26 protein-coding genes and 2 tRNA genes are annotated in these 22,583 nt (G+C 67.5%); 10 read left to right on the top strand and 18 right to left on the bottom strand.

Annotation, left to right across the window (positions count from 1 at the left end; translation table 11 throughout):
- Positions 1–14: 14 nt before the first annotated feature.
- A complete protein-coding gene (locus LMU33_RS27420; RefSeq protein WP_228623277.1) occupies positions 15–524 on the top strand; it encodes a MarR family winged helix-turn-helix transcriptional regulator in 510 nt (169 codons plus the stop codon).
- 52 nt (positions 525–576) lie between these two features.
- Here LMU33_RS27420 and LMU33_RS27415 read toward each other — a convergent pair whose 3' ends face one another.
- Together LMU33_RS27415 and LMU33_RS27410 are read right to left on the bottom strand one after the other, a co-directional pair.
- Entirely contained in the window at positions 577–2,133 is a 1,557-nt protein-coding gene (locus tag LMU33_RS27415; protein WP_228623276.1) for an MFS transporter, read from the bottom strand.
- A gap of 224 nt (positions 2,134–2,357) precedes the next feature.
- Positions 2,358–3,005: a TetR/AcrR family transcriptional regulator gene (locus tag LMU33_RS27410; protein ID WP_228623275.1), complete on the bottom strand. Its 648-nt coding sequence runs from the start codon at positions 3,003–3,005 to the stop codon at positions 2,358–2,360.
- Between the two features lie 559 nt (positions 3,006–3,564).
- Here LMU33_RS27410 and LMU33_RS27405 point away from each other — a divergent pair.
- The 3 genes from LMU33_RS27405 (at position 3,565) to LMU33_RS27395 (ending at position 6,681) form a co-directional block, all read left to right on the top strand.
- A complete protein-coding gene (locus tag LMU33_RS27405) occupies positions 3,565–4,779 on the top strand; it encodes a M6 family metalloprotease domain-containing protein (protein ID WP_372478061.1) in 1,215 nt (404 codons plus the stop codon).
- 125 nt (positions 4,780–4,904) lie between these two features.
- Complete coding sequence (locus LMU33_RS27400; protein ID WP_228623306.1) at positions 4,905–6,527, top strand: IclR family transcriptional regulator domain-containing protein; 1,623 nt, start codon at positions 4,905–4,907, stop codon at positions 6,525–6,527.
- An 81-nt stretch (positions 6,528–6,608) separates the two neighbouring features.
- Positions 6,609–6,681, top strand: a tRNA-Arg gene (locus LMU33_RS27395).
- Between the two features lie 81 nt (positions 6,682–6,762).
- Here LMU33_RS27395 and LMU33_RS27390 read toward each other — a convergent pair.
- The 9 genes from LMU33_RS27390 to LMU33_RS27350 form a co-directional block, all read right to left on the bottom strand.
- A complete protein-coding gene (locus LMU33_RS27390) occupies positions 6,763–7,920 on the bottom strand; it encodes a tyrosine-type recombinase/integrase (RefSeq protein ID WP_228623274.1) in 1,158 nt (385 codons plus the stop codon).
- Positions 7,920–8,132, bottom strand: coding sequence for an excisionase family DNA-binding protein (locus LMU33_RS27385; RefSeq protein WP_228623273.1), 213 nt, complete (start codon positions 8,130–8,132; stop codon positions 7,920–7,922). Before LMU33_RS27385 ends, LMU33_RS27390 begins: the two co-directional genes overlap by 1 nt.
- Positions 8,125–9,396: a replication initiator gene (locus LMU33_RS27380; RefSeq protein WP_228623272.1), complete on the bottom strand. Its 1,272-nt coding sequence runs from the start codon at positions 9,394–9,396 to the stop codon at positions 8,125–8,127. The genes LMU33_RS27385 and LMU33_RS27380 overlap by 8 nt, the downstream gene beginning before the upstream one ends.
- Positions 9,397–9,562: 166 nt before the next feature.
- Positions 9,563–9,808, bottom strand: a complete 246-nt coding sequence (locus tag LMU33_RS27375) for a SpdD protein (protein WP_228623271.1) — start codon at positions 9,806–9,808, stop codon at positions 9,563–9,565.
- Positions 9,809–9,833: 25 nt separating this feature from the next.
- Positions 9,834–10,028: a hypothetical protein gene (locus LMU33_RS27370; RefSeq protein ID WP_228623270.1), complete on the bottom strand. Its 195-nt coding sequence runs from the start codon at positions 10,026–10,028 to the stop codon at positions 9,834–9,836.
- 17 nt (positions 10,029–10,045) lie between these two features.
- Positions 10,046–10,237 carry a mobile element transfer protein gene (locus LMU33_RS27365; protein ID WP_228623269.1) on the bottom strand — a complete coding sequence of 64 codons (192 nt, stop codon included), beginning with the start codon at positions 10,235–10,237 and terminating at the stop codon, positions 10,046–10,048.
- A 10-nt stretch (positions 10,238–10,247) separates the two neighbouring features.
- Complete coding sequence (locus tag LMU33_RS27360) at positions 10,248–10,859, bottom strand: DUF2637 domain-containing protein (protein WP_228623268.1); 612 nt, start codon at positions 10,857–10,859, stop codon at positions 10,248–10,250.
- A gap of 38 nt (positions 10,860–10,897) precedes the next feature.
- The gene (locus LMU33_RS27355) at positions 10,898–12,274 is read right to left on the bottom strand and encodes an FtsK/SpoIIIE domain-containing protein (RefSeq protein WP_228623267.1); all 1,377 of its coding nucleotides are present in this window, start codon (positions 12,272–12,274) and stop codon (positions 10,898–10,900) included.
- On the bottom strand, positions 12,274–12,630 hold the full coding sequence (locus LMU33_RS27350; RefSeq protein ID WP_228623266.1) for an SCO3933 family regulatory protein: 357 nt from the start codon (positions 12,628–12,630) through the stop codon (positions 12,274–12,276). The genes LMU33_RS27355 and LMU33_RS27350 overlap by 1 nt, the downstream gene beginning before the upstream one ends.
- 177 nt (positions 12,631–12,807) lie before the next feature.
- Between LMU33_RS27350 and LMU33_RS27345 the strand changes: the two genes are divergently transcribed.
- A complete protein-coding gene (locus LMU33_RS27345; protein WP_228623265.1) occupies positions 12,808–13,173 on the top strand; it encodes a hypothetical protein in 366 nt (121 codons plus the stop codon).
- A 22-nt stretch (positions 13,174–13,195) separates the two neighbouring features.
- Here LMU33_RS27345 and LMU33_RS27340 read toward each other — a convergent pair whose 3' ends face one another.
- Entirely contained in the window at positions 13,196–13,984 is a 789-nt protein-coding gene (locus tag LMU33_RS27340) for a GntR family transcriptional regulator (protein ID WP_228623264.1), read from the bottom strand.
- Between the two features lie 110 nt (positions 13,985–14,094).
- Between LMU33_RS27340 and LMU33_RS27335 the strand changes: the two genes are divergently transcribed.
- The 4 genes from LMU33_RS27335 (at position 14,095) to LMU33_RS27320 (ending at position 15,692) form a co-directional block, all read left to right on the top strand.
- Positions 14,095–14,502: an NUDIX hydrolase gene (locus LMU33_RS27335; RefSeq protein ID WP_228623305.1), complete on the top strand. Its 408-nt coding sequence runs from the start codon at positions 14,095–14,097 to the stop codon at positions 14,500–14,502.
- Positions 14,503–14,548: 46 nt separating this feature from the next.
- A complete protein-coding gene (locus LMU33_RS27330) occupies positions 14,549–14,977 on the top strand; it encodes an ATP-binding protein (protein ID WP_228623263.1) in 429 nt (142 codons plus the stop codon).
- A gap of 134 nt (positions 14,978–15,111) precedes the next feature.
- Positions 15,112–15,318, top strand: coding sequence for a hypothetical protein (locus tag LMU33_RS41755; RefSeq protein WP_308280812.1), 207 nt, complete (start codon positions 15,112–15,114; stop codon positions 15,316–15,318).
- Positions 15,315–15,692 (top strand): hypothetical protein, encoded by a 378-nt coding sequence (locus tag LMU33_RS27320; RefSeq protein ID WP_228623261.1) that lies wholly within the window; start codon positions 15,315–15,317, stop codon positions 15,690–15,692. The genes LMU33_RS41755 and LMU33_RS27320 overlap by 4 nt, the downstream gene beginning before the upstream one ends.
- A gap of 362 nt (positions 15,693–16,054) precedes the next feature.
- On the opposite strand, the gene LMU33_RS27315 is transcribed toward LMU33_RS27320, so the two are convergent.
- The 3 genes from LMU33_RS27315 to LMU33_RS27305 are packed head-to-tail and all read right to left on the bottom strand — an operon-like array spanning position 16,055 to position 19,760.
- A complete protein-coding gene (locus LMU33_RS27315; RefSeq protein WP_228623260.1) occupies positions 16,055–17,941 on the bottom strand; it encodes a coiled-coil domain-containing protein in 1,887 nt (628 codons plus the stop codon).
- Positions 17,941–18,516: a hypothetical protein gene (locus LMU33_RS27310; RefSeq protein WP_228623259.1), complete on the bottom strand. Its 576-nt coding sequence runs from the start codon at positions 18,514–18,516 to the stop codon at positions 17,941–17,943. Before LMU33_RS27310 ends, LMU33_RS27315 begins: the two co-directional genes overlap by 1 nt.
- Positions 18,513–19,760 (bottom strand): dsDNA nuclease domain-containing protein, encoded by a 1,248-nt coding sequence (locus tag LMU33_RS27305; protein WP_228623258.1) that lies wholly within the window; start codon positions 19,758–19,760, stop codon positions 18,513–18,515. Before LMU33_RS27305 ends, LMU33_RS27310 begins: the two co-directional genes overlap by 4 nt.
- Positions 19,761–20,324: 564 nt before the next feature.
- Here LMU33_RS27305 and LMU33_RS27300 point away from each other — a divergent pair.
- Positions 20,325–20,399, top strand: a tRNA-Arg gene (locus LMU33_RS27300).
- A 47-nt stretch (positions 20,400–20,446) separates the two neighbouring features.
- Here LMU33_RS27300 and LMU33_RS27295 read toward each other — a convergent pair.
- The 3 genes from LMU33_RS27295 to LMU33_RS27285 all read right to left on the bottom strand — a co-directional run bounded on the left by LMU33_RS27295 (position 20,447) and on the right by LMU33_RS27285 (position 22,528).
- Positions 20,447–21,025 carry a tyrosine-type recombinase/integrase gene (locus tag LMU33_RS27295; protein ID WP_228623257.1) on the bottom strand — a complete coding sequence of 193 codons (579 nt, stop codon included), beginning with the start codon at positions 21,023–21,025 and terminating at the stop codon, positions 20,447–20,449.
- Between the two features lie 97 nt (positions 21,026–21,122).
- Entirely contained in the window at positions 21,123–21,263 is a 141-nt protein-coding gene (locus tag LMU33_RS27290) for an ATP-binding protein (protein WP_372478060.1), read from the bottom strand.
- 170 nt (positions 21,264–21,433) lie between these two features.
- Entirely contained in the window at positions 21,434–22,528 is a 1,095-nt protein-coding gene (locus LMU33_RS27285) for an NlpC/P60 family protein (RefSeq protein WP_228623256.1), read from the bottom strand.
- Positions 22,529–22,583: the final 55 nt, after the last annotated feature.

Below are 22,583 nucleotides of genomic sequence, written 5' to 3'. Positions count from 1 at the left end.
GTACAGTGGGACACATGAACTCGGCATCCGACTCCGCCGCACGGCCCCGCTGGCTCACCGACGAGGAACAGCGCACCTGGCGTGCCTATCTGCACGCCACCACCCTGCTGGAGGACCACCTCGACCGGCAGTTGCAGCGCGACGCGGGCATGCCGCACATCTACTACGGCCTGCTCGTCGGCCTCGCCGAGGCCCCGCGCCGAAGGCTGCGGATGACCGAGCTGGCGATGCAGGCGAAGATCACCCGCTCCCGGCTGTCGCACGCGATCGCGCGGCTGGAGAAGAACGGCTGGGTGCGCCGCGAGAACTGCGCCTCCGACAAGCGGGGCCAGTTCGCGGTGCTCACCGACGAGGGCGCCGAGGTGCTGGCGCGCGCCGCGCCCGGCCATGTGGCGGCCGTACGGCAGGCCCTGTTCGAGCGGCTCAGCCCCGAACAGCAGAAGGCCCTCGGCGCGATCATGGAGATCGTCGCCGAGGGCCTCCAGCCCGAGGAAGCGGGTGCGGACCTGCCCTGGCTCCGCTAGATCAGCGCACGGCCACGCTGGATCAGTGCACGGCCACGTGCCGTACGGCCGGTCAGTGGGCCACCACCGGCACCGGCACCTCGTCCTCGACGCCCTCGCCGGAGATCACCTCGGTGGTGCCCGGGCGGCCGGCGTTGACGAAGGTGAAGGCGATCAGGGCGGCGAGGCCCAGGATGCCGACGGCGAACCAGATCGCCGCGGTGTAGCCGTGCACCAGGCCCTGCAGCTGGACCAGTTGCTGCTGCGGCTTGGCGGTCGCACCGGCGATGTGGTCCTTGACGTACGACGTCGTCGCGGAGGCGGCGATCGTGTTCAGCAGGGCGGTGCCGATCGCGCCGCCCACCTGCTGCGAGGTGTTGACCATCGCGGAGGCGACACCGGCGTCCCGGGGCTCGACGCCCATGGTGGCCAGGGACATGGCCGGCATGAACGCCGTACCCATGCCGAGACCCAGGAGCAGCATCGCGGGCAGCAGCAGGGCGGGGTAGGAGGAGCCGATCTCCAGCTGGGTCAGCAGCAGCATGCCCACGCCGGCGACCAGGAAGCCGGGGCCCATCAGGCGCCGCGCCGGGATCCGCGTCATCAGCCGGGCGCCGATCTGGGTGGAACCGGTGATCATGCCCGCGATCATCGGCAGGAACGCGAAGCCGGTCTTGACCGGCGAGTAGCCCTTCACGACCTGGAGGTAGTAGGTCAGGAAGAGGAACAGGCCGAACATGCCGATGATCGCGAGGCCGAGGGAGAGGTAGATGCCGCCGCGGTTGCGGTCGGTCACCACCCGCAGCGGCAGCAGCGGGGCCTTGACCCGGGACTCGACCGCCACGAAGGCGAGCAGCAGCACCGCGGACGCGATGAACATGGACACGGTGATCGCGTCGCCCCAGCCGTCGGACTCGGCACGCGTGAAGCCGTACACCAGCGCGACCAGGCCGAGCGTGGACAGCAGGACGCCCGGGATGTCCAGCGGGTTGCGGTTACGGCCGCCCTCGGGCTCACGGATGACGAAGTAGGCGCCGGCCGCGGCGACGATGGCGAACGGGATGTTCACGAAGAAGGTCCAGCGCCAGTTCAGGTACTCGGTGAGGAAACCGCCGAGGATCAGGCCGACGGCACCGCCGCCGCCCGCGATGGCGCCGTAGATGCCGAACGCCTTGGCGCGTTCCCTGGCGTCGGTGAACATCACGGCGAGCAGCGACAGCGCGGCCGGGGCGAGCAGGGCGCCGAAGACACCCTGGAGGGCGCGGGCACCGAACATCATCGCCCCGGAGGTGGCGGCACCACCGAGCGCGGAGGCGGCGGCGAAACCGGCCAGACCGGTGACGAAGGCGCGCTTGCGGCCCCACAGGTCGGCGATCCGGCCGCCGAAGAGCAGCAGACCGCCGAAGGCGAGTGCGTAGGCCGTGACGACCCACTGCCGGTTGCCGTCGGATATGCCGAGGTCGCTCTGGGCGGAGGGGAGGGCGATGTTCACGATGGTGGCGTCGAGGACGACCATCAGCTGGGCGAGCGCGATGAACACGAGCGCCTTCCAGCGGTTGGCGTCGCCGGCGCGTGCGGCGGCGCCGGTCGGCGCGGTGGCGCCGGGAGCCTTGCGGGCTGTTTCGGACATGGAGGTACCCACTTCGGGACTTCGTGACGGAAAGTGACGGGAAGTGACAGGAAAAGTGATGGAAGAGTGCAATAAATCGGCCGTGCCGTACGCAGCCGCAGGGATGGACCGGGATCGGCAGCCGAACTAATCGGTCAAGGACTCGCGCAAGTGATCGGTCTGATCGGTCAGGGACTCGCGCAGGTCATCGGTCTGATGGGCCAGGGACTCGCGCAGGTGATCGGTCAGCACTCGCGCAGCTCCTTGATGGTCACGGCCGTGCCCGGCAGGGGGGAGCGGGCGGGCGCCCGCAGGCCGTCGAGGAACAACTGAAGGTGGCGGTGGACAAAACGGTCGCCGCGCAGGCAGTCCGTGCCGGCCGGGGGCCGGCTCAGCTGGGCCACGACGATCAACAGGTCGCCGACGCCGACGTCGGGCCGCAGCTGCCCGGCCGCCTTGGCCCGGCCCATGACCTCCTCGACGAGCTGCTCGACCCGCTCACGGGAGGCCTCCAGGTCGGGGTGGTACTGGTCGAAGGTGCTGGAGATCATCGGGCACAGCGCACTGATCCGCTCGTCGGCGGCGACGTGCACGAAGTGCTCCAGCGCGGCGAAGGCGTCCCCGGTCTCGGCGAGGGCCACCTCGGCCGCCTCGGCCGTCCGGTCCATGACGGAGCAGACGACCTCGCGGACGAGGGCCTCGCGGTCGGGGAAGTTGCGGTACACCGTGGCGTTGCCGACACCGGCCCGGCGGGCGATCTCGTCGAGCGGCACGTCCGGGCCGTGCTCGACGAACATCTCCCGGGCGGCGGTGACGATCCGCTCCCGGTTGCGCACGGCGTCGGCGCGGGGCCGGGGCACCTTGCGCAGTACGGGGGTGGTCGCGGTCGGCACGGTGGACTCCTCTGATGCGATGTGGACGCGGTTCCGGACGCGCGGTCCGGACGGGGTTCGGAAGCGAGGCCCGGGATCGAGGCTCGGAATCGATGGGGGCGATCCGGGGAAGCAGTCCCCGTTTCGCTCGGACACAGGACTAAACGGGGAGAGGTTCCCCGGTTATTTCCCGCCCACGAAAAGAACCTCTGTGACCTGAGACACACTCATCTCGGGCCGGGATTCACCCTCGTGCGGACCGGCATTCCCACGATCGGTCTCCTCCAGCGCGCGCCCCGCACCCCACCGACACAGGGTGGGCGCAAGGGTGCAGCCGGAAACTGGCGGCTGCCGTGGAGCGAAGGGTCCATGCATGCAGCCGCAGCCGCCCCGCCGCATACCCCTTCCCCAAGAAAGCCCCGCCGGCGGAGCACCTCCCCGGGAACGCCCCGCCACCCGAGCACTTCCGCACGGGCGCCCGTCCACCGGAGCAGTGCGGGGGCGCTCCGCCCGCGCAGGCCGGTCGCCGTCGCGCATACGCCGTCGCATACGCCCGCGCCGGGCGGCCGCTCTCGCCTCGGTGACCGCACTGACCCTGGCGGTCGGCACCTCGGCCGGGACCGGCCACCTGACGGCGCCCACCACCGCCGGGCCCATCGGAACGGCCCGCTCCGCCCTCGCGCCCTGTGCGGTCCAGGGAAGCGTCGAGGTCCAGATGACCGAGGGCATACCCACCCCGCACGGCTACGCCCACTCCACGGGCACGCTCCACGCCCTGACCCTGATGGTCGACTTCTCCGACGCCCCCGGGCAGGGCAGCGCCATGGACCGCTTCCACGAGTTCTTCCCGCAGACCCAGAACTGGTTCCGCACCGCGTCGTACGGCCGCCTCGACTACCGGCCGGAGACTCCGATCACCACCTGGCTGCGGATGCCCAAGCCCTTCAAGGGGTACGGCATAGAGCGCGGCGCTCCCTTCGACCCCGGATACCGGCAGCTGGTGCGGGACATCGTGGCCGCCGCCGATCCGGTCGTGGACTTCCGCTCGTACGACATCCTCAACGTCCTGGTCACCCCCAACGCCGGCCCCACCGCCCTGGACACGGTCCTGTCCGTGACCTTCGCCGGCAACGGCGACGCCCCGGTCGCCGACGGCATCCCCATCTCCAACGCGTCCTTCATCTACTCCCGGCAGGACGACGGCTCCGGCTCCCTCTCCCACACCGGCTACCGGGTCCTCCCGCACGAGAACGGCCACACCTTCGGCCTGCCCGACCTGTACACACAGGACGGCGGGGGCGCGGTCGGGCACTGGGACATCATGAGCGAGGACTGGGGGGCCAACAACGATCTGCTCGGCTGGCACAAGTGGAAGCTGGGCTGGCTGGACGGCTCCCAGGTGGGCTGCGCGGCGACGCGGGGCAGCTTCGAGTACGACCTGACACCGCTGTACAAGCGGGGCGGCGGGAAGCTGGTCCTCGTCCCCGTCGACGCGCGGAGTTCGTACGCGCTGGAGGTCCGCGAGCAGGGCGGCAACGACGAGGTGGTCTGCCGGCCCGGGGTGCTGATCTACAAGGTGGACGGCGCGATCGACACCGGACGCGGACCGGTCACGGTCTACGACAGCCACCGCGGCAGCGGCGGCTGCACCCGCAGCCCCAACGTCCACGCAGAACTCTCCGACGCCCCCTTCTCCTCCGGCGAGACCTTCAAGGACCCCGGCCACGGCATCACCGTCCAGGTGGTCAGCAGGGACGTGAACGGGAACTACCGGGTGCGGGTGACACGCAAGTAGAGGCGCCGGGCACTCCTGGGGCTCGCGTCGGGCTCGCATCGGGCTCTCTTCGGGGGACGGGCGCCGGGTGGCGGTCTACCGTAGGCGTGCCCGTATGCCGTACCGGAGAGCCGATGCCCGCGCCGATGCCCGCGAAGACCGCACTGGATGCCGACGCCGCCCGTGTCGAAGCGGGGCCGCCGGACGAGGCGGTCGGTCCGTTGGTGCGCGGGGTCGGGGTGCTGCGGCGGCTGACCGAGGCGGGCGGCACGCTCAGCCCGAGCGCGCTGGAACGGGCCACGGGGCTCGCCCGCTCCACGGTCGACCGCATCACCGCGACCCTCTCCCGCATGGACTACGTCCGCCCGGACGGCCGGGACGTCGTACTGGCTCCCCGCGTGATGGAACTGGGCAACGCCTACCTGGCCGCCCTGCGGCTGCCCGCGCTGCTCGGCGCCCACGCCGACGCCCTGGCCGACGAGCTGGACGAGTCGGTGTCGCTCGCGGTCGCCGACCTCGACGGCATCCGTTTCATCCACCAGGCCACCCGCCACCGCGCGATGTCCGTCAGCTTCCGCATCGGCGACCTGCTCCCGGCCGAACGCACCGCGCCGGGATCGCTGTTCGCGACCGAGTGGACCGAGCCGGACTGGACACGCTGGCGCGCCCGCCGCGCCGCGGACCCGACGGACGCGGCGTTCCCCGCCGTACCACCCCTCCACCCGCCCACCGACGACTCAGCCTTCGCGGAACGAGTGGAGCGGGCGCGCCGGGACGGCTGGGCGGTGGACGACCAGCTGATCGAACCGGGCCTGGTCGCGGTCTCCGTACCCGTACGGCACCCCGGCACCAGCCGCGCGGCCTGCGTGGCGAGCGTGGTCAGCCACACCAGCCGCCACTCGGCGACCGACCTGCGCACCACTCTCCTCCCCCGCCTTCGTACGGCGGTGACGGCGATGGAGTCCGCCCTGCGCACGGCACCGCCGCCCGAGCCGGGGCCACCCCCCGCAGGCCTCGCGACCTGGACGACGGCCTCCAAACACCAGCTGGGCCGGGACTTCGTGGAGTCCCTGGCGCGCGGCCTGACCGTGCCGGCCGCCTTCGGCGAGGGCCGCTCGGCGCTGTCCCTGAGCGAGGTGGCACGCGCGACCGGCCTGGCCCGGGCCACGGTCCGCCGCGCACTGCTCACCCACGAACACCTGGGCCTGGTGCGCGCGCACCCCGACCGCACCTACGCCCTCACCCCCCGCATCCTCGACCTCGGCTTCCCGCCCCTGTCCCGCACCACACTCCCCCGCCTGGCCGAGCCCCACCTCCGCTTGCTGGCGGACCGGTTGCACGAGCCGACGGCGCTGGCGGTGCTCACGCCCGACGGCACGGAGATCCAGTACACGGCCGGAGCGAGCGCGAGCCGCGTCCTCACGGTCCACATCACCGTCGGCGCCCGCCTGCCCGCCGCCGCGACCTCCCTCGGCCGAGTCCTCCTGGCGGACACCACGACCCCCCTCCCCCCGGCCCTCGCCGAGGTCCGCGCCCGGGGATACGCCCTGGTCGACGAGGAACTGGAGTCGGGCCTGCGATCCATCGCCGTACCGGTACGGGACCGATCCGGCCGCACGGTCGCCGCCCTGAACGTCGCCACCCACGCAGCCCGCCGCACCCTCGAGGACTGCGTCCACCAGGTCCTCCCCACCCTGCGCACCACCGCCGACCACATCGAGTCGGACCTCCGCACGGCCTCCCGCTTCACCCACATCCCCGCATCCTGACCTCCACCTCCCCAGCCCGCCGTACAGCACCGCCCCACCCGCTACACTGTCGGCGGTGACTCCATCACCACCGATCGCAATGCCTTCGTAGCTCAGGGGATAGAGCACCGCTCTCCTAAAGCGGGTGTCGCAGGTTCGAATCCTGCCGGGGGCACAGAGAGAAGGGCCAGCTCAGGAGGGGTTTCCTCCCAGGCTGGCCCTTCGGCGTTTCAGGGGTCGTGCCACAGGCGTGCCACTACGGGCCCGCAGGGTCCTTCTCGAAGGGTTCGGAGGCCACTCCCCCGCCGCCCCGGATCATCGCACCGAGCCGGTCGGCGATGGCGCGGTCCCGGTCGCTGGTCATGTGCTGATAGATCAGTGCGGCGCGCGAGCTGCTGTGGCCCATCCGGGTCATCAGCTCGCGCGTGCTGGCGCCAGCCGTGGAGGCAAGCGTATTGCCGGTGTGCCGAAGGTCGTGGAAGTGCAGTTCGGCCGTGACGCCAGCCGTCTTCCGCGCCCTGACCCAGTCGTCCCGGAAGTTGCTCCGCCGCAGTTGTCCGCCCTGCGGCCCGACGAAGATGTGCCCCTCGCTGCCAGGCGCGGCAAAGTGCTCCAAGTGGCGGGTGACCTCATCGAGCAGCTCGGCCGGGAAGGAAACAGTGCGCACCCCGGCCGCGGACTTCGGCGCCTTGTCAAAGAGCCGCCCGTTCTGCAGTTCGGCCTGAGCGCGGCGCACTGTGACGGTCAGTGCCCCCAGGTTGATGTCCCGGCGCCTCAGGGCCGCCAGCTCTCCGAACCGGAGAGTGGTGAAGGCCGCCAGGAGCACGAGCAGCCGGTAGCGCGGAGCGATGGAATCGGCAACGGCGAAGACTTCCGCGACCGTGAGGACCGGCCGCTCTGGCACGTCGTAGTGGTCCGCTCTCTTGATACGGCACGGGTTGCGCCGGATCAGCTCATCGTCCACCGCCGTGTTCATCAAGGCCCGGAGCAGCTGATACGCCTTGACCACCGTCGGCTCCCCGACGCCGGCCGCGAGGAGCTTGCCGCGCCAGCTGCGCACCCGAGCCGTCGACACGTCCGCCACGCTCCCGGCCCCGAACGTGGGCAGGATGTGCAACCGGATCACCGACTCGTTGCGCTCGCGCGTGCGATCGGCCAGCTTCCGGTCTCGCAGCCAAGCAACGGCGTACTCCTCGAAGTTCACTGCCCCGGCGTCCGGGTCCGACCAGTGCCCACGCGCGATGTCGGACTCGATGTGTGTGAGCGCCGCTTGCGCGTCGGTCTTGGTCGGGTACGTCTTCTCGGCCGGGCGCAATTGGCCCGTGTCGGGATCGCGGTACCGAACCTGCCAGCGGCCAGATGGGAGCTGCCGGACCGACCCGAAGCTTCTACGCCTCCCCTGCTTGTTGGCCATCAGGCAACCCTCCGCAGCGAGCCGCGCCGGTGACCGATCGGCTGAACCGTGTGGGCGTCGATGAACGCGCTCAGCGAGCTTTCCGGTATGCGAACGTGCCGACCGACCTTGACGAACGTGATGCGTCGCTCGGCGATCAGGCGACGCGGGAAGCGTTCCGTGGTCCCGAGGAGTTCGGCCACCTGAGCCACGGTGAGGTAGCGGTCAGCCATGGGTGGGTTCTCCTTCCGTTCCGGGGGCGGGTTCGAGGGATGCGGCGAGCCAGGCTTCGGTGTCGGACAGGCCGGCGCCGGCGAAGACCCAGTGGGCGAGGACGTACGTCGTATCGGTCGGGCGTTCGTCGGTTGCTGCCTGGGCGCGGCGCCATTCGGCGCGGGCGTCGCGGAGTGCGCCGAGGGTGGTGGAGTAACGGCGGGACTTGGTGGAGAAGTGGCCGCGGAATCCGAGCATGTGGGCCCAGGCGCGCAGACGGAGGTGTTCCAGGTCCTTGCGGGCGCCGAGGGTCCAAGCGGTTCGGATGAGGCGGCGGGCGTGGTCGCTGATGTCGAACTGGGCGAGTTCGGCGGCGAACTTGAGCGGGCGGTCGAGGGCACCCGTCGCGGTCTCGGCGCCCTTGGTGGCGTACTTGGCGATGTACGCCGCTACGGCCCGCTCGGTCAGCTCCTGGCCGTCGTTGAAGTCGGCGGAGCGAATGGTGCGGATGTCGAGTTGGCGGCCGAAGGCGAAGGTATGAGTGCGGCCCTCGATCACCGGACCGTCGACACGGGCATTGACGGCTGCTGCCTTAATGGCGTCAGTGAGCAAGTCAGCGGTGGCCCAGGCCGGGGGCGGAGTCTCTCCACCGCCGGGGCCATCGATGCGGATCACGGCATGGAAGTGGACCGCACCGCGCTTCTGGTACTCGGCGACCTTGGCGAAGGAGACACGGGCGTGTTCGCGGAACCGGCGCTGTGACAGGCCCGCGCGCTTGGCGACCTCACGGCGCAGGTAGATGGAGAAGCGGCGCCAGAGCTGCCCGGCGTGCGCGTTCCATAGGACGGCGGCTTCGTAGTCGTACGTGTCCGGGTCGAGCGGGGTGCCAAGGGTGTCGTCGTCCTGGTCATGGTGGGTGCCGCAGCGGCACCGGCGGCCATCGGTACGGCGGTTGTGGACCGGGCCGAAGCCGGGGGCGGTGAAGGTGGCGAAGACGCGGGGATGGGCGGCGACGCGTTCCGGGGTGCCCTTTCCGCCGCGCAGTCCGGCGGTGATCAGGTGGAAGGTGTCACGGCGGTAGACCTCGGCGCAGGCAGGGCAGCGGGTGGTACGGCGGTTGTTGCAGCGGACGAGGAGTTGGCCGGCCGGGAGGGCGGTCGAGTCGAGATGCTGGAGGACACGGCCGATCTCACCGGTGGTGGTGTCGACGTCGTACTCGGTGCGGTGGCCGTCCAGCCGGATGGGGTGGGTGCAGCCGCCGAGCCCGGAGAGCTGCCGGAGCATACCCGGCAGGGTCCCGTCGGCGGCGAGGTTGCTGAGTTCCGGGAGCGGGGGCGGGGTGGTGCGGGCGAAGATGGCGGTCTCCTTCTGACTGGCGTTGTCGGGAGGAATGGGCCGCCGGGGCGGCGGATGCTTGGCCGTGTCGCGCCGCCCCGGAGGTCAAGGCGCGTCAGCGCCGGTTGTGCTCGCGGAGGAGCGAGCGCAGGACCACGGCGGCGATGGCCACCGAGATGGCCGTGACAGCGACGGCGGCCAGTAGCGCGGTGAGGACTACGCCACCGACGATCAGGGCCGCGCCCGTCTTCTGATCGATGGAGAGGGACGGGCGGTAGCGCTGGAGCGGCGCCGGGTCCGTCGGGGTGTGGGTGTGGGCGGGCGGAGGGGTGGGGTTGTCCGGGTACTTGGGCAGGAACACGGCCGGACTCTCCTTATCTACTCGTCTAGTCATGTGTGCCGTTTATGACGCCCACGCCGGAGCGCGTGCCGGACTCGATGCCGGGGGCGAGGAAGGTGTGCGAGAGCCAGAAGCCGAACAGGGCGATGAGGACGACGATCCAGGGCCGGACGCCGAGGAACTTGATCGCTCCCCAGACGAAGAAGCCGAGGACGAGCACGAGCGGCAGACTGACGGTCACGGTTGGCCTTGGTCCTTTCAGCGGACGGGGCAGCGGTGGGTACGGGCGGCCAGCTCGGCGGCGGCGCGGCTGTCGTAGTCGGCGGAGAAGCCGCAGCGCGGAGCCGTGCAGGCGGCGGTGTGCTTCTCGCGGCCACGCTGGTCGTAGGAGGTGCCGACCTGGACGGGGCCGATGCGGGTGACGTCGCGGAAGTTGCGGTTGGCGGCCATGGATGTCCTTTCAGAGGTGGGCGGCGATGGCTTCGGCCATGGGAGCCGGGACGCCGAGGCGGGCGCGGAGGGTCGGTGTGTCGATCGCGGTGCCGGTACGGGCGTGGTGCTCGGCGGCGACCTTTCGGGCGTGGTCGACCAGGGCGGACGGGACCGGCACGGGCGGAGGCTCTGGCGGTGCTTCGATGGCGGGTTGGTCGGAGGGTTCGGGCATGGTTTCGGGCTCGTCCTCCTGGTCCTCGGTGCTGGCGTCCTTCTGTGGCGCCGAGTGAGCGAGGAGGGTCCCGCCGAGGAAGGCGATGGCGGGCCAGCCAGCGACGAGGATCCGCAGCCAGGCGGGGACGTTGCCGAGGTCGAGGAGGCCGGCGGTGGCGACGTTGGCGCCGAGGGACGCCGTAAGCGCGATGACGAACCAGCACCAGGCCGCCGCTTTGGTCGTGCCCGAGCGCAGACGGCGCCAGGCGGCGACAAGCAAGAGGTCGACGGAGATGGGATAGGCCCACGCCTTCCACCCGTCCTGTCCAGCCGCCATGGCGACGTCGTGAAGGTGGGCGAAGGACAGCGCGGCGGCGATGAGTGCTTGGACGAGTACCGCGTCGACGCGGACCAGGCGGGCGCGCATGATGCGGCTCCTTCTGGAGTCGGGCGGGAGGGGAAGGGTCAGTCGGATACCGGGTGAGGCAGAACGGCCGGGGTCGCGGCCTCGACCGGGCGTATCGGCACGTCGGGTCGGAAGGGCCTGAGCGCGGGCAGGTTGGGCACCAGGTATGCCGACTCACGACAGGTCTCGGCTGCGTCTCCGAGGGAGAGGTACGGGGTGCGGATGCGGGACCAGCCGCCGGAGGTGTCACCGGCCACGGCGAGGCCGGGCCGTTCGGGGGCGATGGCGCAGGCGGCATAGACCGCTTCAGGGGCGATGTCGCCGAGCGCCATCTTGGCGGAGGCTTCGTCGTTGACGCGATGGCATACGCGGCCGGTGAGCTGGGCCCGCAGCATGGTGGCGCCCTTGCCGAGTTCGGCGCCGAAGCGTTGCCCGCACACCTCCAGGTAGATGCCGGCGGCGCGGCCGAGTTGGGCGAGGCGGATAAGCTGGGTGACCATCTCGTCCCGTCGTTCCTCGTCCTTGCGTGTGGCGACGAGGAACAGTTCCGCCACTTCGTCCACGAACAGCACGATGGGCACCGGGCGTTGCTTCTCGGGCAGGCCCCAGATGTCGGAGGTGATCTCCTCGTCCGGGGTATCCAGGGCGATCCCCTGTCGTGTCTTGATCAGGTCGTATCGGTCCTCCATTTCCTTGACCAGTACGGGCAGCAGTTCGGCCGCCTGTTCCGGGTCGGTGGCCAGCGCCGAGAGCCGAGCGGCGAAGGGCGCCAGCTCCACTCCCCGCTTGCAGTCGATGCCGACCAGGGCGACGGGCTGCCGGGCGAGCCCGGCGATCAGGTGGCGCAGGTACATGGACTTGCCGGACAGGGTGGCGCCGAGGGTGAGTTGGTGCGGGATGGTGCGGTAGTCCCGTACGAACGGAGTGGCATCTTCCCGAAGCGCGACCGGAACCTTGAGGAAGCCGTTCGCGACCTTGCGGGGCATCCGGACCCGCCGTAGTACGTCGTAGCCGACCAGCCGCAGTTCGACCACGCCCGGTTTGACGGTCGTGACGTATACGGCGTGCACACCCCAGGCATGCCGCAGTCGTTCCGCCGAAGCGGCGACGTCGGCGGGTTCCTGCCCCGGTGCGAGCCGGAGCCGGATGCGGAGGCCGGTCGAGGTGGGCCGGATGAGGCCCCGGCGGGGCGGTACGGGCCGGACCTCACGGTTGGTGGTGGCCTTGATGGCGAGGACCCGGAGCCGGGAGGGGGCCACGGTCAGGCCGCAGGCTTCCATGACCGAGCTGTACGAGCCGAGCAGCCGGGCCGTGGATATCGGTAGGCCGACCGTGGACCAGTACACCGCCGGGTGCTTGGCCCGGGTGTAGGCGGCCCCGCCGCCGAGCGCGGCGAGGGGGCCACCCACCTCCAGGAGCGTCGTCAGGTCGGTCATCAGGCAGCGGCCCCGGTGGCGACCGGGAAGGCGGCCGGGGTGACGGCGGCGGCCCGGTAGGCGATGCCGTGTCGCTGCTGGCCGTTGAAGACGGACTCCCACGGTCGGGCGACCAGCCCCGGGAGCGAGACCGGTGCCCCGAGGGTCAGCCCCTCGGAGATGCCGCCCTCCGGCACGGTGACCTTGATCAGCGACGACTCGCCGTCCTCGATGTAGACGACGCCGATCGTCATCAGGGCCTCACCGCTGTTCGCGTCCTTGGCGATCTCGCCCGTCTGCCGGTCGCGGACCTTCGGCTCAGGGGCCTCGGTGAGGAGGATCGTCGCGGCGGAGGTCTCAACGCGGATGGTACGCAAGGGATTTCCCCTATCTACTCGTCTATACAAGAGTCGTTCTACGAACCCGATCTCCCGGGTTCGTGCGGACCACTGTGCCACACAACTTGCCCACTCGTCTATACGAGTAAGCGTGTTGGGGTGTACGAGTTCGGAGAAGCGTGCGCCGGTGTCAGACCCACCCGCCACAATCCACCCATGCTGATAGCGACCAACGGCCGTGGCTACGAGCTGAAGCGCCCCACGAAGCCGGCAGTAGGGACCATGCTCGCCAACCTGCGACGCGGCAACGAGTACTTGATCCTTGACCGGCGGGACGAGGAACGTGAGGGCGACTGGTACATCCAGGTCTGGTTCTGCGACAACAACACCTACCAGCTGGAATACCGCGATGGCGTTCCCTCGGAGCACTACCAGACCCGGACGGTGTCGCAGGAGAAGGTCCTCCAAGCACTCCTCGGCTGGATGGCCGACAAGCCCGACTGGCGGGAGGGCTTCATGTGGAACAACATCGGCCACATCTTCCCACCCGTCCCCGATCGCGAGGACGAGCCGACTGTCTAGAGCTGTGCCGCCGCCCATCTGATCACGTTGCCGGGAGCTGGTACGACAGGACGTACGCGTCCGCCGCCATCACCGTGTCGCAGACCTCGACGGCCCGCCCCTCGGTGTCGAACGCGGTCCGGATCAGGTGGATGACCGGCACGCCGGCCGCCAGGTGCAGCGTCTTGACCTCTGCGGGCGAGGGCATCCGGGCGCGGATCTCTTCCTCGAAGTGGTCGAGACGATGGCCCAGCTCTTCCAGGCGGGCATAGATACCGCCGGGACCGGGGTTGGGTTCGGCGATCGGGGTGCCGCGCGCGATGTCGAGGGGGAGGTAGGAGGTCGCGAACTCGACCGGTCGTCCGTCGAGGAGGTACCGGCGCCGCCGGGCGAGCACGCGCCGGACGGAGCCGAGTCGGGTGGAGATGTCCTGGCTGGCCTTCTCTTCCTTGACCTCAAGGCTGTCGACCTGGGGGTGACTGCCGGCCGCGTTGGCCTCCACGATGAACGCGGACTTTCCCTGCTCCCTGTGTCGCCGGGCGAAGCGGTCGGAGGCGAGTCGCCGCACGGGCGGCCGGGGCCGCACGAAGACGCCCTTGCCGTGCTCGGCGTGCACCAGGCCCTCACCCTGGAGGATGGAGAAGGAGTTCCGGACGGTCATCCGGGACACTCCGTAGTGCTCGACAAGCTCAGCTTCCGAGGGCAGCTTTTCGCCCTCGCGGAATCGCCCACGGTCAATGGCCTCGCGCAGTTGATCAGCGATCTGCCGGAAGACCGCACGATCGCTCGTGGGGTCGAGATCGCCGAGGAGGCCGGAAGGGAGAGGGCTCACGTTGAGTACTCCTTTAGGTATCTAGACGAGTGGGTGAGTGTTGTTGCTACGGTGGAGAGCCTAGCCAGCCGAGAGGGCCGAGGAACGTGAGCACAGAACGCCCGCACTCCGTGAGCGTCGCCGGGGTCGTCGTTGACGACCACGGCCGGGCCCTCCTGATCCAGCGCCGTGACAACGGCAAGTGGGAGCCGCCGGGCGGTGTCCTCGAACGCGAGGAGACCATCCCGGAAGCCCTCCAGCGCGAAGTCCTCGAAGAGACCGGCATCAAGATCGCGCTTCCGGCGGCCCTGACCGGCGTCTACAAGAACATGAAGGGCTTGATCGTCTCCCTGGTCTTCCGTTGCGAGGCCGCCGACGGCACGCCCACCACCGGTGACGAGACCCGTGCGCTGCGCTGGGCCACCCGTGAAGAGGTCACCGAGCTTGCCGACGAGGCGTACGCGATCCGCGTCCTTGACGCACTCGACGCGGCGTCCCCGCCGGCCATCCGCGCCCACGATGGCGTGAAACTCGTCTAGCCCGAACCCGCTGCACATGGCGGCCTACCAGCACGAAGGAACTTGTATGCACGAGTATACGAGTACAGCCCGGGTCTGGGGGCTGAGTTGCCCAGGATTCCCAGAAGAAGTGAGCCGGGCCCGCCGCTGGACCCGGGACATCCTGCGCGGATCGCCCTTAGCGGCGGATGCCGAACTGATCGTGAGCGAGCTGAGCGCGAACGCGATCCTCCACACGGCCAGCGGCCTGGAGTCCGGCAGGTTCCACCTGGCCCTTGCGGTCTCCCCGCAGGTGATCGCGCTGTCCGTCACGGACGACGGAGGCGCGGCTACGGCCCCGAAGGTCGAGGACCAGGCCGAGGACGCCGAGCACGGCCGGGGCCTGGGCATGGTCAGCGCCATCGCTCACAGGGTCGTGGTCCACGACAGCGACGGCGGCCACACGGTCACCGCGGAACTCTTCGCACAGTCGGGCTCAGAGGGTCAGTCATGCTGACGTCAGCCCTTGCTGAGGACCTGCATGCGGGCGGGCGGTACGGCTCTTATCAGTGCTGGGCCGCCGCCTACCCCTTGCACGAAGTCCGTTCCATCACGCTGGGATCGTACGCCGCCACAAGCCCCCGTCTGGCGTTGCGTTGGCTTCAGGAGCGTACGAGTCACATCACGGACCAGCTCGACGCCGCATACGCACAGCCGGGCCGCCACTGGCTCACCGACGAGCCGGAGCATGAGCGAGCCCTCGCCTATCTGGCCACAGGCACGGCCTACCAACTCACCCTGTACGACGAGAACACGCGCTACGTGCTCGTCGCCTACCCCAGAGGAGCGGCATCGTGACGGGACTCGCGCGCGGCTACTGGTGCGAGTGCTGGACTGAGGACCTCAGCGGCGACCAGCCGCCGGCACTCCGTGCATCCTTCGACGCCTACACGGCACCCCAGGCAGACAGATGGGTCGCGGTCACACTCCGCACGATCTCACCGGCGCTGGACACTGACGCCTCCGACCAGGCATGGGCTTGGCTGTACGAGGGCCGCATAGAGACCCGACGTGCCCTCCTGCGCTCCGAGCCCTGCACGGTCACGGTCACTCAGGCCAGCACTCGCATCACGTGGACGATCCGGCCGGTTCTCTTCCTGCCACTCGCCCACCGCCAAAGGGCCGAACTGCCAGCCTGCGCATACGACTTCAAACCCCACGCGGCCGACTGAGTTACAACTTTCTCTACTGGTTCAAGGCGGCTCGCTCCGCTCACCGCGCGCGGCCCGGCCCCCGGCCGGGCCTGCGCTCCTGTCTCCGCCCCGCTCCAGCCCGGCCGGCGCCCGCGCCGCGCGCACAGCAATCAGCCGCTTGCCGTCAGAGAAGGGGTACGTCGTTGCTGGGGCGGTCGGCTCCACGGCTTTAGGCAGCCACTTTGGCGCGAGCCTCGAAGATCATGGCCCCAACGTCGTGCTTTACCGGGCAGGTCCACAGACTGCCCGACGCGCCGGAAGCTTACGGGGCCATGATCACTCGCGCCAAAGCAGCTCCAGCCCAAAGCCGCTCCACCGACCTCAGGTTGCCGCCCTCGCGCTCACTCCGTGCGGATCAGGCGATCGCTCCCAGAGAGTCGAAGCACAACCTTGTCTTCCAGGAATCCGGGCGCATCATTATCGATCACGATAATCTGCAGCTTTCCCCTGTAGCGGCTGGCCACCTCGGCAAGTAGACGGAATGCATTATCCTCCCGCCGCGCATCCCAGCCTTCTCGGCCCGTGTTACTGCTGACTCCGTCCAGGACGAGCAGTCCGGGCATAGGCAAATCTCTATCGATGCACACAGTGTGCACTGCCAGAGAGTAGGCAATATTCACAAGGACTTGCATACCCTGGCTGGAAATCTCATCGAATGACCGGCCGCCAACCAAAGGAAGGAAGTTGCGTTTGTCGATCTCAACACCCAGCCCCGCCCCACCGATCTGCGGCGGCTCAAGCTGAACCAAGTACTCACCGAACCGCTCGGCAAGAGCTGCCATGTTATCTTCAGCCGCCGACGAATTGTCCCGGCTCGCCAGGTCGGCGGTAAGGGAATCCTTCAACTGCTGCAGGCTCTGAGCATCTTCCATGATCTCTGATCGACGTGCGAGAATCGTCAGGTAGTCCTTGACGCGTGCCTGCTCCTCCAGGTTGCGGGCTCGGCGGGCTCCCAGCTCACTAAGTTCATCACCGTGAGTGCTCACAAAGGAGCGCGTCCGATATTCCAATTCCGCGCGCGCAGCCTCTAGTTCGGCCGCCTGCCGAGCGAGAAGGGCCTCAATGTCCGCCAATTCCTCCTTGCGGAAACCTTGAACGTCCTTTGTTTCTGCGATTTGCGCTTGAATTCTCCCCTGTTCCTTAATCAGAGCAGCCCGGCGATCACTTTGATCGACAAGTTGCTGTGTGCACAACCTGCAATGATCGTGGTCAGCCTCACGTTCACCGGGGAGATCCTGACCGCATCGGGGGCAAACGATGAAGTCAAAGTCCAACAAATTATCCTCGGCAACAATTGCCCGCGATAGCTTCACTACTTGTGAATGCAACTGCATTCGCAGTTGCTCAAGATCGCCTAGTTGCCGGGAAACGGCGTCCTTCTCGTCATTGAGCTCGACATAATCCTGCTCAAGCCGGATTACAGCATCGCGCAAACTATCCGTCCCCAGCCTGCGATGAAGGCTTTCCGCGCTGGAGTAATCTTCGGATTCATACTGGCTTGCTTCATCGACTAGCTCTTGAAGACGGGACTCCAGATCATCTCTACTCGCTAATGCGGTGCCGCGCATTAGCTTATCGAAGGCATTGCTCTGCTGAGTGACAAAATTAAGGCGGCTCTCTACCGATTTAAGCTCTGCCTGCAGACGGGCCATTTCCGTGTCGTACAATCCGAAGGCGATCTCGAATACGTATCGACGTTTATTATTACGGAAAGGATCCCGGTGTCCGAATACCATATTGTCAATCTCGGCGCCAGGAATCAGCGAATAGCCCAACCAGTCGTTGATGGAGACTGGAACATACTCACTGGATTCAGGACGGGTGCGGCTTGTTGGGACCTCTACGACTGGAAGACCAACCTGCTCAAGCATCCACTGAGAGTACGTCTTGTCAGCCGTACCGTCATTCTTTACAGCAGGAAGTCGCAAGGCAACGTCCGTACCCGCAATATCGACCTTGGCATTTTGTGTAGTCACACGTGGCCGCGAAATGAGCCATTCACCAGTTCCAGTTTCCAGCCGTCCAGTGATGGCACTAACATAAGAAACTTCGGGTGGCAGGCTCTTAGGCACCGCGCCAAGAAAGGCGCGCATCAGACGCAGCAGCGTGGATTTCCCTGTAGCGATCTCGCCCTGGACAATGCTCAGGTCGGGGTTAAAGTGGACCTCTCGGTTAGCCCCGACTAGTCTCATGTAATCGATTTGCAGCGAATGGTTGTGCTTAGCCACTAGATGCTCCTCCCCCAGGACGAGCCCGCAATGTCAGGAAACAGGGAGTAAACCAGTTTCTTTAAGTTTTCACCGGAAATGTCAAAATGCCGCCTTAGGAGAGTCGCGCGAGCTTGATACTCCGCCCAAGAGTCATCTTCCAAAAGGCGCTCGACAAAAGAGGCTCCTTTGGTGGTGCTTCGATAGCCAAGACCGCGTGAATTCACCTTAACAACTTCTACGAGACCGCGGCCAATTAGACTCCCCAGGAGTGAATAATAGGAGGGATCCCAAGGACCGTACCGATAACGGACCATTCGTTCATCAATAGGGACTTCCTCCTCGGTCACCACAGCAATAACTTCAGGGCTGACGCCCTTGCTCTGCAAGGCGACCGTCAACCGCTCTGGATACCTTAGGAAGAAGTCCAACTTTGCTAGCTTAGTTCTACCCTCCAAATTAGCCGTAGTGCTTTTCTGTCGACTGAATGTATCGATGAGTAGGAGCAACCTGGCAGCACCTTCTGCCGAAGGTCGATATTTTTCACGTTCTGCTGCAACTCGACGTGCGCGACGATCTTCCAGTGCAGTGCTCATGAAGCCCTCCACGAGAATTCGCACTCATCCGAAAGGCAACATAGGTATCCAAGTTGCCCATGACGTGAGGTAAACAAGCCCTCGACGTCCAACTGCCTAAGGATGAAGCGATCGTGTTTGAGGTCTAGAAATACTTCCTCCCCGGGAATGGTGGAGTTCGCGCGCCTTCGCGCTACGGTTCTTCCGTGATCGAGAATTTCTTCAGCCAACTCCGCTAGCTGTTCCTCGCCAGATGTAGAGGAAGCAAGAATCTCCAGGCGCCGCGAGTCGGCGACAGCTTGCAGGGAAGCGGCCTCTATCTGTGTTTTTTGACTTGCGCACGCGAGTATCAGCTTGCGGCGAAGGTTGGAGATCGGCTTGCCGGATGTGAGCAAAGAGTTCAACTGCGCCTGGCCTAGCGCCGGATCATCCGGGAGGAGCATGATTAGCTCTTCTCGGGTGAGCGTCTGTCGCTCAAGGGGGTTTGTGCCATTTGCCGGAAGCAGGCCTACCGCTAGCATGAACTCTTGAGCGTTTCTCGTCACAAGCGTGCCGGCCTGGGCGTCTTCTGCTCGTTGAACAAGTGCGGCCCCGGCTTTCGCGACATTGATGACCCTAGTGTTGGGAAGAGCCTCGGCGAGGGCCGCAAAAAGCATGTTGTCAATGTCTTGCTCATTGACACGATTGGGAAGAATCGTCAGTGCGTTAAGGAATTCAGCGACCTCGTCATCACCAAACGTACATTTCTGATCCTCGGCGACTTCACAGGCAAGGGTCAATACTTTTTCCTTGTCCGCACCAGAAACAGAGCTTGGCTGCTGAAAGAAGCTCGCCGTTTGCTCCTTCAGGGAGGAGGCACCCTCAAGCCAAAGCGAGAATGCGGCTTCCACATTCATCCCACTGGAACCTTCTCGGAACGCCAGGTGGGATCGCATCAAAGAGTCGATGCCGCCGCCGTCTTTACAAACTTCAGAAAAGGTCCAGCTCGCCCTGCCTGGGATTCTCGTTTTCACCTGACGAAACTCGACCCTGTCTCTCCATACCAGAGTTATGTCGTCAATGTGTTCGCAAATAACGGCGACGGGGCCTTCGTCCTGCAGACAGGAGAGCCATAGAAGCGCCGCCACTTTGGCCTGATAGCGATACTTGCCGAAGGTTACAATCCCGCTTTTGTCCGGAGAAAGTGTCGCCCCGAGAGCGGCTAGCGCAGCTCCTTCGTTCGCCTGGGGCTCATCACTTCCGGAATTTTGAGCAGGAGAGATCACGCACGCCCCCGGTTACGTTGCGCTGTTTGGCCATTACACAGAGAGGCACTGTACAGCCGTCAATGATCCTTGCGCTAGAGATCGTCCAGGTTCACCGCCGTTGGCTGGATGTCTCTCACCCCATCCGGCCTGGCAGATGCTGCTCACCTGTTGCTCCACACGCGCACCAGGTCGCGCGAGTAGCCACGCTGACCCACCTTCGGGCGTGGTGCCGAAGCTCACGAGCTACCGGACGGGCGTGGCTCCGGGACCTGTTGCAAGCCCCCTTGGGCGCACTCTCGCTGTCCACAGAGTCGAGTGGACTGCCGGCCGCAAGACGGTCAGCCTCTGGCTCGGCTGAGTGTCCAACTGCGCGACAACCGTGCCGGACAACGGCGGATGAGCGCAGACGCCAGCGGACCATCACCAAAGGTGACAAGCGCCTCAACCCAAAGGGGCAGCCTCCACCCCAGTTGCTTCGGGACGAAGAGGTCGCGTGCCACAGCCGTGCCAGATACGGAGGTCAGCCGCGGTCAACAACGGTGTCTGGCGGGCATATCGATGCCTGCTAGCTCGGCCATGAAAGCCTCAGGTCACAGGCGAGGCTCCCCTACCTCTCTCCTAAAGCGGGTGTCGCAGGTTCGAATCCTGCCGGGGGCACAACGCATTACCGCTCTGACCTGGGGTTTCTCCCCCAGGGAGGGGTCCTAGTCGGCCTCGGACGTCTCGTCCGGGGCCGTTTGCGTGAGCGATGCGTGAGCGGACGGGGCGCCAGGCCCCGAGATTTCTCCGGACGGATCAGCACCGTCCGGCACGTTCGCCTCCGCCGCCTCGGAATCGGCCTGGTCTTCCGGAGCGTCGTTCTTGGAGGCGGCGCGGGCGCGCGGTACGAGCCGGGCTGCGGCCTCGGCGATCGCCAGGTCTGCCTCGGGGAGCAGGCTGGTGTACGTGTCGGCCGTGATGGTGATCGAGGAGTGGCCGAGCATCTCCTGGATGTCCTTCAGGTCGGCCCCGGCCGCGTGAGCCGGCGTCGCGGCACCGTGGCGCAGGTCGTGGAGCCGGACCGGCGGGAGACCGGTCTCCTCGTACAGCTCGACGAACCGCCGTGTGACGTTGGCGGGGTGGAGCATCTCATCGTTCTCCTTGGTGAAGACGCGTCCGGTCTCCACCCAGGCGCTGTCCCACTCGTCGCGGTCCTTGTCCCGGGGGCGGGGGTGGCGCCGGTCGCGGTTCGGTGCGACATGCGGTCCGAGACCGGCGTTCGATCTCAGCGGTCTGAGAGTCATGGATCGCGTGCGTGGTCTCGTCCGACCAACTCCATTCCCTGTCACGTTCGGCATGTTGAAGCAGACGAGGCATCCGTGAGCAGCGGGCGGGTTGTGCTCAGGCGGGCTGGATGGGGGCCCGTAGTTCTACCTTGTAGCCGCCCTGTGGGCTGGCTTCGGCGGTGAGGGTGCCGTCGAGCAGTTCGGCGCGTTCCCTCAGGCCGATCAGGCCGTGCCGGGCGCCGGCCGGCGTCGGCATTCCCGTCACCCGTCTCATCCCAGCGCACCGTTCACCGAAAGTCACTCCGCCGATCAGCGGGATCCACCCCGCCGACAGGCTGGACCCCACCGTCCCGAAGGGAGCCGAGCCGGCAGACGAAGAACCTGCGGATCTGCGGGAACCAGGGCGTCGACCCGGTCGGAGCGCGGTCAGAGGCGGCGGGCCGCGCGCAGCCCTTGTGCGTAGTAGCCGTCACCGTCGAGCCGTGAGGTGCCGCCCTTGTCACCCATGGTGGGGCCGCCCGCGTTCTTCCGGCTGGAGATGAAGCGCGGGTGGTCGGCGGTGTCCAGGCCGAGGTAGATACCGATGTGGCCGATCCGCCCACCGGGCAGCTCCCGTGTTCCGAAGAAGACCAGGTCGCCGGGCTGGAGCTGCTGGATGACGGCGGGGCGGCGGTCGGTGAGGGGGATCACGGGTACGCCGAGCCGCCCGTGGGCGATCGCGTCGGGGGTCCGCTGCAGCCCGCTGCCCGCCGGGCTGTCCCTGCTGTTCAGCGGGAACCCCGAGCGGTATCCGTACACCAGCCGGACATAGCCGGAGCTGTCGACGGAGCGCGCGCGGTCCCTCTCGGGGCGGCGGGTGACCGCGTCGGGGAAGGTCCAGGGGATGCCCAGGTAGTCGTAGAAGTCAGAACCCATGCGCGGCTTCCCCTGCCGAGCACGCCCGGAGTCGCTGGTGGTGCTGGGTGTGTAGCGGGCGGCACCGCTGTATGTGACTCCCGCAGCCGTCGTCCGGGCCGGGGCACCGGCGATGTAGTCGAAGGCCGTGACGAGGATGTCCGGGTCGCGGCTGCCGAGCCGGGACCCGAGCCAGGTCTTGAACCAGTCGCTCTGCTCGGCGCCACGGGCCCATGCCTTGGGCAGCAGCCGCACCCAGTCCTTGGTGACGACCCGGGCATCCGTCGTACGAGGCTCCGCGAAGGTCCTGCTGGGCCCTGTCAGTACGGCCGTACGGGCGCCGTCGGTGAACGTGGCGATGACGGTGCCGTGCCGGTCGCGGGCGACCGTGCGGGCGGGGTTGCCGATCCGCTCGTAGTGCAGCGGGCCGCTCCTGGCCGGGATTCCGGCACCCGGTGATGCCGGTGCTGCCTGTACTGCCGGGGGTGATGCCTCCGGATGGTCGGTGCGGTGCCTGAACTGCACCGTCAGCACGCAGCTCGCCGCGAGCAGGGCGGCTGTCACCAGGAACAGGGCCGCGTTCCTGGGCAGGGAGAACCTACGGATTCCGGGCAGGAGGCGTTTCACTGGTCAACTCCGCTGGGCGTGAAGGAGAGATGGCGCCGCATGTCGGGGAGGGGGC

This window comes from Streptomyces barringtoniae, from assembly GCF_020819595.1.
GTDB lineage: Bacteria > Actinomycetota > Actinomycetes > Streptomycetales > Streptomycetaceae > Streptomyces > Streptomyces barringtoniae.
The sequence above is the reverse complement of the archived record's forward strand: the minus strand, read 5'-3'. Positions and strand labels throughout refer to the sequence as shown.

Excerpts from the sequence above, each read along its gene's own strand:
- LMU33_RS27420 (WP_228623277.1), top strand. The coding sequence starts at position 15 with ATGAACTCGGCATCCGACTCCGCCGCACGGCCCCGCTGGCTCACCGAC.
- LMU33_RS27415 (WP_228623276.1), bottom strand. The coding sequence starts at position 2,133 with ATGTCCGAAACAGCCCGCAAGGCTCCCGGCGCCACCGCGCCGACCGGC.
- LMU33_RS27400 (WP_228623306.1), top strand. The coding sequence starts at position 4,905 with ATGCCCGCGAAGACCGCACTGGATGCCGACGCCGCCCGTGTCGAAGCG.
- LMU33_RS27390 (WP_228623274.1), bottom strand. The coding sequence starts at position 7,920 with ATGGCCAACAAGCAGGGGAGGCGTAGAAGCTTCGGGTCGGTCCGGCAG.
- LMU33_RS27385 (WP_228623273.1), bottom strand. The coding sequence starts at position 8,132 with ATGGCTGACCGCTACCTCACCGTGGCTCAGGTGGCCGAACTCCTCGGG.
- LMU33_RS27380 (WP_228623272.1), bottom strand. The coding sequence starts at position 9,396 with ATGCTCCGGCAGCTCTCCGGGCTCGGCGGCTGCACCCACCCCATCCGG.
- LMU33_RS27365 (WP_228623269.1), bottom strand. The coding sequence starts at position 10,237 with ATGGCCGCCAACCGCAACTTCCGCGACGTCACCCGCATCGGCCCCGTC.
- LMU33_RS27360 (WP_228623268.1), bottom strand. The coding sequence starts at position 10,859 with ATGCGCGCCCGCCTGGTCCGCGTCGACGCGGTACTCGTCCAAGCACTC.
- LMU33_RS27355 (WP_228623267.1), bottom strand. The coding sequence starts at position 12,274 with ATGACCGACCTGACGACGCTCCTGGAGGTGGGTGGCCCCCTCGCCGCG.
- LMU33_RS27345 (WP_228623265.1), top strand. The coding sequence starts at position 12,808 with ATGCTGATAGCGACCAACGGCCGTGGCTACGAGCTGAAGCGCCCCACG.
- LMU33_RS27330 (WP_228623263.1), top strand. The coding sequence starts at position 14,549 with ATGCACGAGTATACGAGTACAGCCCGGGTCTGGGGGCTGAGTTGCCCA.
- LMU33_RS27310 (WP_228623259.1), bottom strand. The coding sequence starts at position 18,516 with ATGAGCACTGCACTGGAAGATCGTCGCGCACGTCGAGTTGCAGCAGAA.
- LMU33_RS27295 (WP_228623257.1), bottom strand. The coding sequence starts at position 21,025 with ATGACTCTCAGACCGCTGAGATCGAACGCCGGTCTCGGACCGCATGTC.
- LMU33_RS27290 (WP_372478060.1), bottom strand. The coding sequence starts at position 21,263 with ATGCCGACGCCGGCCGGCGCCCGGCACGGCCTGATCGGCCTGAGGGAA.